Here is an 11833-nt window from a genome sequence, read left to right as displayed (position 1 = left end):
CCTTTATTTAGCTTCAGTAACTAAACGCACTCTAAGTTTTTCACGCTTATACATATCTTCATCAATGCCCTCGGACACTTCAAAGTCTACCGTCCATGCTTTATACCTATCTTCACTTTCATTTTCATAGTAAGTGTCCCCTGTCCAATATTTTAAAAGATTACTTTTCCATCTTTGTGGTTCAGTAATATTTGGAAAAAATGTCTTATCAAGCATGGCTGGCGATAGGCTCACATCCAAAATAGAGTGAAGTTCAAACTTAGATGGCAAACGCCATTGCTTAATGCCACACAGTCCAACTTGATTAACCGCATTCACAAAACGATAAGTATCACACTCAGAGCCACTGCAAATGCCCCCATTTATCGTGCCATCTTCTCCGCCGTGAACACTGGGGTCTGGGTTGAACCAAGTATAGGTATTATCTTTGTCACGCAAGCCGCCATCTGTAGTTTTAACCTCCCAAATAAGTCCCATATGATTGTCTTTTACACACGACCAATTTTGTGCATCTGCTGGAAGTGGGTTACCTTGCGCATCAAGCTTGGTAAAATCAAAACCAGCATTACCCGAACCTACTTTAGTTAACTGTCCTAACTTAGCGAGTTTATCTCTACCAAAATCAGCATCTTGTCCATCAGGTATTGGGTCACCTTCATGGTCATGGGTTTGATTACAATCAAGCTGCCAGTCACTCTTATTCCAAACATATTCATTATTTTGTGGATAATCACTACATGTTGTTAAACCACTATCATTGTATTTGAATACTGGTAACATCTTTGCTCGTTGCTCTGGGCTAATTAAAGTGCCTTCCTCACCAAGACGCGTGGCAGTGACAACAATATAATACGACTGTGATTTATCTTGAACACTGATCTCAAAACCAGATTGCGCATTTGTAAACTTTTGTCCTCCCAGCTTTTGTGCGTAATTCTCCGGTGTTAACCCCGACTCAAGTGCTACGAAAACATCAAATTGTATGTCGTCATCCTGCGCTTCCCAATTTATTTTTATGCCTGTGCGAGTCGCTTCAGGAAACACATTAGGGACTTTCATTCTTTTACGAATTAAAAAGGTCAAGGTACAATCTTGTGTCGTTGGGTCTAAATAAAAGTAGTATAGCTGGCGGGATAGTCTGCCAGGGCAGCCAACAGCATCAAACAACTCAAAATCATCGTTATCTGTTGGCGCAGCATGAATTCCACCAGTCTCGTTATAAGCTAAACTCAGCGAAGTAGGGATAATTGAAGCTGGTAGATTAGATACCGCATTAATTGTATAAACACGCTTAACAAAACTTGCCGTTACAGAGCAAGCAGAGGTAACAGCACCTGTTGTATATTTATCACCAGTCAATACACCGCCACAACCTTGCACTGTATCTACCTGATAGCCCGGCAATGGAGATAATGTAAACTCAGCCGTTTCACCATGTTTCACAGTCTGCTGTGTTGGCGAAATCGAACCATGTTCACTGGCAAGTGCTTGAACCAAGTACTCGTTAATTGCAAAAGACGCTTCAACTTTACAATTTGCAGTGACAAGGCCTGTGGTATATGTGTTTCCTGTCAAAGAGCCACCGCAACCAACAACGGAGCTAACAGAGTAATTTTCATCTGCACTTAAGGTAAATGTTGTACGATTACCATGGGCAACAATTTGAGTGGCTGGAGAAATACTGCCCCCCTCGTTGGCAGCACTGCTCAACGTATAACGATTGAGGGTGAATTCAGCTTTTACTGAACAATTTTGCGTTATTGCACTCGTTGTAAATATGCTGCCATTTAAGGAGCCGTTACAACCTGATACTGTGGATAGGCTATATCCCTCTTTGGTACTGACAGTGAAACTGACAGTTTTTCCGTGTTCAACGATTTTACTTCCCGGAGAAATTGCTCCTCCAACACCACTAGTTGCACTCACAATATAACTGTCAATATTAAAGTTTGCGTTCACTTGGCAATTTGCAGTGATGGGACCTGTGGTAAATATATTGCCATTTAACGTTCCACCACATCCTTCAACCGCCACTAGACTGTGTCCAGCATCGACGGATACCTCAAACTGAGCTGTTTGCCCATGCACGACTACTTGGTTGGGTGGTGAAATTTGACCACCAGCGCTAGCAACCGAATTTACCGTATAGGTTTTTTGACTAAATGAAGCGCTGACAGAGCAGCTCTGACTTATACTACCCGTTATATACGTAGTACCAGTAAGGCGTCCACCACAGCCTGAAACGTCACTAATTTCATAGCCAATATCTGGTTTAATTTCAAATACAGCCGAATTACCAAACACAACTTGCTGTGAAGAAGGCGTTATACTGCCACCAACAGTTGCTGATGCAGAAACCGTATATTGGATTGGCTCAAACTTTGCCCTAATTTGACAGTCTGATATTAAGCTATCCGTTGTATAAACAGAACCATTTAGTAGGCCTCCACAACCCGTTACTGATTGAATCTTATAGCCAGCTTCAGTGATAACATCGATAGAAACTGTTTCTCCATAAGCAACAGTCTGCGCTGAAGGTGTTAACTCACCACCTTCATTGTGAGTGGTAGTAACAGTCAAGTTTTGTATGGAGAATAATGCCTCAATGTCACAATGGTTGGTAATCTCTGAAGTCATAAACGTATTACCAAATAAGCTCCCCTCGCACCCTTGAACAGATACTATTTCATAACCTCGCTCAGCTGACACTTCAAATGTTGCCATTTCACCAAAAACAACATTTTGCATCGCCGGTAATATACTACCGCCTGTACCGGCATTAGCAATCACTTCAAATGCTACTTTTTCAAACTGCGCACTCACAGTACAGTGATCTGTAAGCGCTTCGGTTCTGTAAACATTTCCGCTTAACTGACCGTTACAACCTTCTATTTGAACTAATTTATACCCAGGTTCTGCAAAAATATTAATCTCGGCAGAATCTGCGTAATTTACTTGAAGCGAATCTGGCGTCAGCGCGCCCCCTTCACTTGCAACTGTACTAACAGTTAATACATTACGCTCAAAAATAATAGCTGCTTGACAGTCTTGTGTGACAGGCGAAGTCGTGTAAGTATTGCCATTTAATACTCCCCCGCATCCCGATATATTTTCTACTCGGTAACCTTCATTGGGGAGAATAGAAAATACAGCTTCCTCGAGGTAAGGGACTTGTAACGATGCTGGCTCAATTTGCCCACCGTCATTTGACGTCATCTGAACTAAAAATGATTGCAATGACAAGTCGACAGATATATTACAATCTTCAGTAATCACACCTGTGGTCACCGTACTGCCTGCTAGAGACGCACTGCACCCTTGAACATTATCAATTTGATAACCAGGATAGACTGTAACATCGAAACTTACCGATTCATTAGGCAAAACCTCAAATTGAGTCTGTGTGATACTTCCACCTTCTGATATCTGCACTCCTACAGAATAAGTCTTAGCTATAGCTGGACCACCGGGGTCTTGAATTAAGCCATTCACTTCCCAGTCAGCATCTCCAAGCTGCCCGTCGGTTAACGTTAAACTGATAACTTTTCTGTCTTGTGAAATTGAGTAAAGTTGGCTAGGCAGTTCATACCAAGTATCTTCGGCACCAGGCTCTTTTGGCCCAAACTTAAAATATTTAGTGCCATCCGGCAGCGCTTCTTCATATACTATTTCAAACTCGACGGTTTCTCCTTCACCAACTTTTATATCGATATCATTGACCAAAAATGGCAATTCTATATCTTTGGGAATAGGAGGGGCTCCGTCTTCACCTGGTTTAATTACACCTTGGCTTGAAGAGGCAAGCGCACCATTTCCTTTTACACGGACCTCTATCGTTTGATCTAATCCTGGCGCTTCAAGCACCACATTTTTAGGTATAAAGTCAACTCGGATTTCACAATCTGATTTAACCCCCTGCACTGAATATACTTCGCCCTCTAAAACCCCAGCACATCCCGTAACACCGGATAGCTCAAATCCTTGCATTGCTTGAATAGAGAAATCTTGAGAAGTACCCCAATCTAATATTGGTGAGCTTGGTAATATAGTGCCTTCACCATTTATTACCGTTGTAATTTGAATAGGTTTAATCGCAAACTCAGCTGAAACAACACAGCTAGAAGTTACATCAGAGATAATGTAATTATTATTTTCTAATCGACCGCCGCAGCCAGTAATACCAATTAACTCCTGGCCTTCGTCATTAGATATACTAAGTGATATTGATTCACCGGCTTTAACTTGAGATTTTATGGGGTAGACCTGCCCTGAACCGACGATATCTACACTAACATCATATTCTGTGTTCTTGGGCTTAGACGGCGTGCTCGGTGATGCATTGTTATCACCTCCTCCACCACCACCGCAAGCATTAATAAAAGTTGATAACCCGATTATTAAAAAAGGTTTTAAAAGCTTCTTAAACAATGAATTCCATTCCATACTAAAATTTAAAGTGCGAATTATATCTATTTCTAAAATTATGGCTATCAATTATTAGCAATATGAAAAACATTATAATAGTGCAAAAAACAACAAATAATAACACCTAGATAACATCGTGATTATATGAACACAGATTATAAATTTAGACGCTTTTAGATAGGATAGTTAAGATGATAAATTTCGTTTAATTTTCAGTTTTAAAAGCAGAAAAAGAGAGTCTAAAGACCCTCTCTATAAATTCAATCATTTAACATTTATAACCATTAATTGAAACAGGGCAGGAGTAGTTCGGATCTGAGATTGGCCCACATCCCATCGCAGAAATGCCCCCTGCTATTTGGCGTGTTTTTTCTTGATTTAATGAAGCCATTGTCTGAGAAAGGTTTTTTACGCTCTTTTTGTTCATTTTTAATTTCATAGTTATATCCTTTACTTTGTTGAGCCATAATTGGCAAAAACAGTGTGTCGTTAATTTGCACAAACAGGCACTAGACAATCGTCTAATAAATAAACAAGCTCACAAAAGCGTCATATAGTCATACTCTCCTTATATTGAGATGTTATAACAATTTCCAATTGTAAAGGACGCTATCATGGTCATGCAACATACACCTATGCCAAATTATGGTCGGATACCGCTCCTAGACACTATTCGCGGGTTTGCCTTATGCGGCATCATATTTGCCAATTTAATGAGTTTTTTTGGATTTTATTCATTAAATTATGCGCAAATAAGCCAGCTTCCTTTTGCTGACAGAGCCTCGTTATTTGTCATTGATTGGCTGGTTGAGGGTAAATTTTATACCGTGTTCGCCATATTGTTTGGCGCAGGATTTGCGCTATTACATGAACAAAAGCAAGGCGCTGATTTTGCTTCGTATTGGCACAAGAGAATGGGTGTTTTATTGATCATCGGCCTCATCCACATGTGTTTTATCTGGCATGGCGATATTCTTATTTTGTATAGCCTGCTAGGTATGGCATTGCCTTGGTTTATACGTTTCTCTGCATCGCGCTTACTTTTTATCGCCCTCATGCTTCTGTTTATACCTTTACTTATTCACCTCATGGCCATAATCAGCAAAGACGCCAACTTTTGGTCAGCTCTAAAATTGATTGCGCTAAGCTTAAAATCAAACCTTGGCTATGAGCATACCAGCTTACTGAGCATGCGCACCTCAACCGAATTTATGGACGTGTTTATTGCAAACATTTATAGCGCTATCCCAAGACCCATGTCTTATCTTATTACGGGAAGGCCCTTTCAAGTTCTAGGACAATTTTTGCTTGGGATTTATTTTGTCAAAACGTTTATGAAACAAGGTCGTATCAACATGACTATTTCGTGGCAGGCAATTTCTTTTTTAGCGCTTACAGGGCTTTTACTGAATTTAGTGTACGCCGTAGTCAAAGCCATGACAGGCAGCCCATTTTCTCTTAACTTAATTGGTTTTATGCAAGGTGTGTGTTACCACCTAGGGTGCCTATTCTTGGCGTTGACGTACCTTACTTGCATCGTCAAGTTAGTCGATAAATGCCACAGCAAGGTTGCACTTGGGCTTAATACATTGGGACGTATGTCACTGACCATGTACTTAATGCAAACCACGCTCTGCGTCATGCTGTTTTATGGGTATGGCTTAGCACTGATGAATACTTTGCCATTTTATTTGATTGGAGTATTTGGTGCTGTCATTTTAATAGTGCAAGTATCTTTTGGGCAGTGGTGGCTTAATCAATTTCAACAAGGGCCAATAGAGATGATATGGAGAAAGGCGTTGTAAATATGTAAAAAAGGCCAGTAAGCCGGCCCTTTGGTCAATTTCAAGTGGAGGTTATTTACACTCGCCTAGGTGTTTCCATACTGCCCAACGGCTAGAATATTGCGCTGGGTTTTGATTGCGTGTCCACCACTTCGCTTGATATAACTGTCCATCAAGGCTGGCTTGCTTACCAGAGGTATACACACTACTTGCCTGCCATGCTGGCACATCACAGCTCGGTTTACTGCCATTCACTTTAAAGCGATTTGTCGAAGACTGTGTACTCAAGCCTTGTGCATCCGTTGCAATGGCAAATACACTGTAACTACCCGCCGCTGTAGTCTTAAAGTTTGCACTGTATGGCGCTACACTTGATACCGCCACTTGCTTGCCATTCACAAAGTAAGCGATTTGCTTTAAATCGTTGTCTTTGTCACTGGCAACAACTGACAGTGCAACTTGCTCACCAACATTAAATGTACTGCCATTTGCAGGGCTCGTTAAGCGCACACTTGGGGCTTCTGGTGTTGGCTGTGGCTCAGCATTTTTCACCGTAATAGTACGACTCACAGTCGCGGATTGTGCCTCATCATTATCATATGCAACCGCAGATAATTGATAGGTACCTACTTCAAGTGGTTGATAGTTGAATGCATAAGGAGTGCGCGTTAGCTCAGTTAGCGCTTGACCATTCACACTCACTGCAACTTTAGCGATCTCACCATCGCTGTCATTGGCAACAAATCGCACCGACACTGACTCACCTAATTCAATCGCTACATTACTTGATGGCGATGTAACTGAAAGGCTTGGCGCTTGATTTGGCTTATCAGCCACACCGCCACACTCTAGCCCTTTTTTCCAAACACCCCAAGAGCCTGAGTTGCTGGCTGGACTTTGGTCTCGGTTCCACCACTTCGCCTCATATTCAAAGCCATCAAATGCGACTTTGTTACCTTGGGTATAAACTTTACCACCTTGCCAAGGTGCTGTTTGGCATTGGCTTGGATCGATCAGGCTAAATGACACGGACGCAGCATCTGTTGATAGGCCTTCATCATCGGTCACTTTGGCTGCTACCGTATATACGCCTGTTTTTTCAGCACTAAATTGGGTCTCAAACGGCGCGTGAAGATCGGTATTATACAACGCACCATTGACGAAAAACTCGACCTTCTCCACGGCTCCATATTCATCTTTAGCCTCAGCTTTAAACGTAACGTCACTGCCTATCAGGTAACGTCCGTTGCTTTCTGGGCTAGTAATTGAGATAGTCGGCGCTTTATTTTCAGTACAAGCAAAAACACCTACTGCTTTAAAGGCTTCTCCCACGGCTTTAGTGTCGTAGCCCAAGTCAGCCGCAGCATCTGTTACGCCACAGGCAAGCGATTCGAACTTACCATTGTAAACCCAGAAGTTTTTATTGGCATGAAGCATCACTTCATAGGCTTTTTTAACCCCCCAACCTTCACTATTTGCAAGTAAATAGAAAGCGCGATTGAATACACCCGAACTGTGGTGAACACCCATGCCTATTTCAAATTTGTTGGCATGACCGATAGAACGGCCATCTCGCTCTGGATTCTCCATATAACGAAGCGCAGTTCTATTTTTAAAGATGCTCGCACCAATAAGCCAGTCAACTTCACAAGTGCCATCTGGTTTTTGATTCATAAAGCATTCAAGTGCTTCAGAAGTCATATCAGAAAATGACTCATTCACGCCACCAGACATATTGCTATAAACCAATTTAGAGTTTTGATGCGTGACACCATGACCGATTTCATGGGCAACAACCCCTAAAGACGTAAATGGATAAACGCCGTAGTTATCTAAGTCACCATCACCAAAAGTGACCTCTTTACCATTCCAAAACGCGTTCAAGTAATCTTTACGATAATGGATTCGCATTACAAGGTCGCCCGATAATGCACGGCTGTCGAACCAATCATTAAACATGTCTATGGTTGCTTGACCATAAAACATCGCGTCGTTGAGTGGTGAATAAGCACCATTTACATGCTTATGAGTATTTTCGTGACATGGGAACTGATACGTTTGCGTATTCGTTGTGCCATGTTCCATATCGATAACACGAATGTCTGTATGAGACATTTCACAATTTCCATTACCGAGCTCCTTTGCATGGAACTTTGGCATATCATCACCATAATAGTGCTTGCCAATTTTCTCATTCCCCCCCGGACCCATGCCAATTTTCGAGTGATTCAGCGTTTCAATACGCGACAGCACTTCACCGGAATGTGCATCAATTGCAAACTCTGGGCGCATTGGTGCATGTTCAGTTTCAGCAAATAAAGTCACTAAATAAGCGAGTTTTGCCTTGCCTTGATGAGGGTAAATAACCAGCTCAACCTGTTCATCTGATGTTGCAAGCAGCTCAGTAATTTGCTCTTTTGCAAACTCAATGGCTTGCTTATCAGAAATGCTCGCTTTAACCGTGGCAAGCGAGATATCTGGGACAACAGATCCACTGATTGAAGTGATTTCTCCTTCAGGTTGAAACCAAACACTTAAAAAGTTTTGTTCATTATGGTGAGTGACAATTTCACCGCCGTACACACGCACACCTTTATAATACTGGCTGCGGCGCATGTGGCGTCCATCTTGTGTTGTTTGGTGGGTGATAAACTCTAAATCTTGCTGTTCGTCATTTGATGTCGCTCTAAAAAAGCTTTGATGCTGTGACAGCTTCGATTTGATGTTTGCTTTCAATTGTTCATTATTGTGCAGGCTCACAGGCTCGCTGGCCAAAGCCGCGAACGTTGAAAAAACACCAACACTTGCCGCGACCAGTAGCGCTATTTTTTTTGCTTTTAACATGGATATTTACTCTGTACTTGTTGTTATAGTAAGAAGGTGCATCCATGCACCAGAATGAACTCGGTTTGAATAAACTTGGTTTGAGTGAGCTCGGTTCGAACGAGCTCAGTTAACTAACCTGTTATAGCTTGCGCCAAACAGAGTTGCTGCCCGGAGTTTGACCGCGTGTCCACCAGCGAGCTTGGTAGGTCTCACCATTATGAACCACTTTGTCACCACCGGTATAAACTAGATCACTGCGCCAATCGCGCACTTTGCCATCATCAGGAATGATCTCAGCCCATACGCCGCCGTTACTTGGCACCGCACCTCGGGTCCACCAACGCGCTTTATACTGAACACCTTTGTACCAAACTGTGTTGCCACCAGTGTACACCTTGTTTGCATCCCAAGTTGTCTTGCCATCATCTGGCGTTGGCTCTGGATCCGTTTCGACATTCTTAATCGTCACATTAAACTGACGCGTCACGCTGTGCTCACCATCAGATACCACAACGGTGCCTGTGATTGTCTCAGTTTGTGTTACTTCACCTGCTTTGACGGTGACCGTGCTACCTGTGCCCACAATGGTGTGACCGGGTAGTTGCCATGCAAAGCTCAGTGCTTTCCCTTCAGGATCGGTTGCTGATACGCTGATAGACTCGCTAGTATTTTCATCGAGGGATATCGCTGAAATTGTCCCAACTACTGGCGCTTTGTTCTCTACAACAGGTGCTTTAACAATGACTTTTACTGTGCGATTAACCGTGTTTGCACCGTCACTGACAGCCAAGTTGACGGTGAACACAGAATCACTTGTGACACTTGGTGCTGTCACGATAACGCTGTCATTTTCACTTTGCAGATTTAAGGCCGCATCACCTTGCCAAGAAAAAGTAAGCGCTTTTCCTTCAGGATCGATAGCTTGAGCCGTTAGAACATGAATATCGCCCGCATTTAACGAAATCTGGTTCGTCAGTGTCACAACAGGTGCTTTATTCACTGGCGTTGGGTTAGTGACCTTACCCGCAAGGCCTTCGTGCATTGCATTTAAAATGTCACCATTGTCTGCATCGATTTCCCACGCAAATAGACCCGCTAAATTATGCTCACGTACATAGCGACCTTTTGCGCGCACAGAGCGAGGGCTGTCATAGGTAACCAAGGTGCCTTTTTGGCGATTCCAGACATATGCTGCTTCAGCTTGCTCATCGTACCCTACTTCAAAACCATTAATACCTTGCTCATCATGACCAATCATGTGTGCTTTTAGTCCCTTGTAGTCGATAACGCCTGCTTCCCAAACACCTTGCGACGTCGAACCGCGTAATTTACCATTTGCTGGCGCAGTCATTGGGTTATCAGCAATTTGTGCATTTTGTGGATATACGCCTTCCCAACCACGACCATACATCGCAGTGCCTACAACTAACTTTTCACTTGGCACACCTTGGGCCAAGAGCAATTTAATGGCATTGTCTAGCGTATATGCTGGGCCTTTTCGCGCTTCGCCTTTATCATCAACACCGGTGCCGTTACACTCATCTGTAGACATATGAGAGCCACAATAAATCGCAGTCTGGTGACCTGTTACATTGTTCCAACCACCTGCAAAGTCATACGTCATGGCAAAAATGTAATCCATGTATTGCGCGGCTTGCTGATAATCAACATCTTCAATTTTGTCGTAGCCAGTACCAATTGCTGAAGTCAGTTCAAACTCACGACCCATCTCAATCTCAAGTTCATTCAGCATCTCACGAAGCTCTTTCATCAGGATGATATAAACTTCACCATCTTTGTCTGAACCTAAATCTGGGTTTGCACCGTCACCGCCTGGGAACTCCCAGTCAATGTCGATACCGTCGTAGAATTTCCATGTTTTTAGGAATTCACGCATTGAGTTTACAAAGGTGTCACGGTTTGCTTTGACATCAAAATCAAAGAACGGATCTGAGAGTGTCCAACCGCCCACTGAAGGTAAAATTTTCAAGTCTGGGTTACGCTGCTTCAATGCCATTAGCTGAGCATAAGTACCACGAATTGGATCTTTAGAACTGATCCCCGGTAGTGCTTTTTGCACCGCAGCCCAAGGGTCATGGATCACTACTTCATAGTCTTTTGAGCTACCACAGGCTAATTTAAGCGCTCTCAAACTATTGCCATTTTCGATTTCCGCCAGCGAGTCATTTGGGCCACATACTGGGATAAATCCATAAAGTAAGTGGGTTAAGTTATCCGCAGGAATTTGTGTCACATCGAACTTACGACCATAAATCCCCCACTCAACAAAATAAGCACCGACAACTGTGTTTGGATCTGTGTCGAACTTTTTATTGTTTGGATTCACATTCAGTTTAAGTGGCTCTAAGTGGCCACCGTCTGTATCGGCGATCACGATTGGCTTTGACGCAGACATTGAACAGCCTGATGAATCACACAATGCGATTCTTAATTCATGACGACCAGACTTGTGATATGGAAAACGAATTGTGCCACCGGTTGTGCCCTCAGCGAGTGTGCCTTCATTCACCACTTCATTGTCAAAATATACTTTATAGCTATCGCCACCTTTACCTGACCATGCATTCCATTCAATTTGAATATCCACCACGTCTTTGGCTTGGATCAGCTGCTTGTATGAGCCTCGACCATAAATATTCACGTCAACAAACGAGTAATTTTGTGGTTTCCAGTTAATGCTTGGTGTTGATGGCGCAGCCACAACAGCGGCACTTGCAAGTGCCGCACCGACAGCTGCAGCAGTAGTTAAATATTTAAACATTTTTGAATTACCTCTA

The 11833-nt window shown here is 42.8% G+C and carries 5 protein-coding genes; 1 reads left to right on the top strand and 4 read right to left on the bottom strand.

What is annotated here, in order from left to right:
- Positions 1 to 3: 3 nt before the first annotated feature.
- Together L1077_RS14210 and L1077_RS14205 are read right to left on the bottom strand one after the other, a co-directional pair.
- Complete coding sequence (locus tag L1077_RS14210; RefSeq protein ID WP_237137440.1) at positions 4 to 4428, bottom strand: DUF1566 domain-containing protein; 4425 nt, start codon at positions 4426 to 4428, stop codon at positions 4 to 6.
- 265 nt (positions 4429 to 4693) lie between these two features.
- Positions 4694 to 4864, bottom strand: coding sequence for a hypothetical protein (locus tag L1077_RS14205; RefSeq protein WP_237137439.1), 171 nt, complete (start codon positions 4862 to 4864; stop codon positions 4694 to 4696).
- A 175-nt stretch (positions 4865 to 5039) separates the two neighbouring features.
- On the opposite strand from L1077_RS14205, the gene L1077_RS14200 reads away from it, so the two are divergent.
- The gene (locus L1077_RS14200) at positions 5040 to 6230 is read left to right on the top strand and encodes a DUF418 domain-containing protein (RefSeq protein WP_237137438.1); all 1191 of its coding nucleotides are present in this window, start codon (positions 5040 to 5042) and stop codon (positions 6228 to 6230) included.
- Positions 6231 to 6281: 51 nt separating this feature from the next.
- Here L1077_RS14200 and L1077_RS14195 read toward each other — a convergent pair whose 3' ends face one another.
- Both L1077_RS14195 and L1077_RS14190 read right to left on the bottom strand, forming a co-directional pair.
- The gene (locus L1077_RS14195) at positions 6282 to 9053 is read right to left on the bottom strand and encodes an Ig-like domain-containing protein (RefSeq protein ID WP_237137437.1); all 2772 of its coding nucleotides are present in this window, start codon (positions 9051 to 9053) and stop codon (positions 6282 to 6284) included.
- Between the two features lie 121 nt (positions 9054 to 9174).
- Positions 9175 to 11817, bottom strand: coding sequence for a glycosyl hydrolase family 18 protein (locus L1077_RS14190; protein ID WP_237137436.1), 2643 nt, complete (start codon positions 11815 to 11817; stop codon positions 9175 to 9177).
- Between the last annotated feature and the right edge of the window lie 16 nt (positions 11818 to 11833).

This window comes from Pseudoalteromonas luteoviolacea (assembly GCF_021654285.1).
Lineage (GTDB): Bacteria > Pseudomonadota > Gammaproteobacteria > Enterobacterales > Alteromonadaceae > Pseudoalteromonas > Pseudoalteromonas luteoviolacea_J.
Note: the sequence above shows the minus strand (reverse complement) of the source record. Positions and strands in the feature narration are given on the sequence as shown.

Bases quoted from the DNA above. Each gene is read 5' to 3' on its own strand.
- L1077_RS14195 (WP_237137437.1), bottom strand. From the start codon at position 9,053: ATGTTAAAAGCAAAAAAAATAGCGCTACTGGTCGCGGCAAGTGTTGGT.
- L1077_RS14200 (WP_237137438.1), top strand. From the start codon at position 5,040: ATGGTCATGCAACATACACCTATGCCAAATTATGGTCGGATACCGCTC.
- L1077_RS14190 (WP_237137436.1), bottom strand. From the start codon at position 11,817: ATGTTTAAATATTTAACTACTGCTGCAGCTGTCGGTGCGGCACTTGCA.
- L1077_RS14205 (WP_237137439.1), bottom strand. From the start codon at position 4,864: ATGAAATTAAAAATGAACAAAAAGAGCGTAAAAAACCTTTCTCAGACA.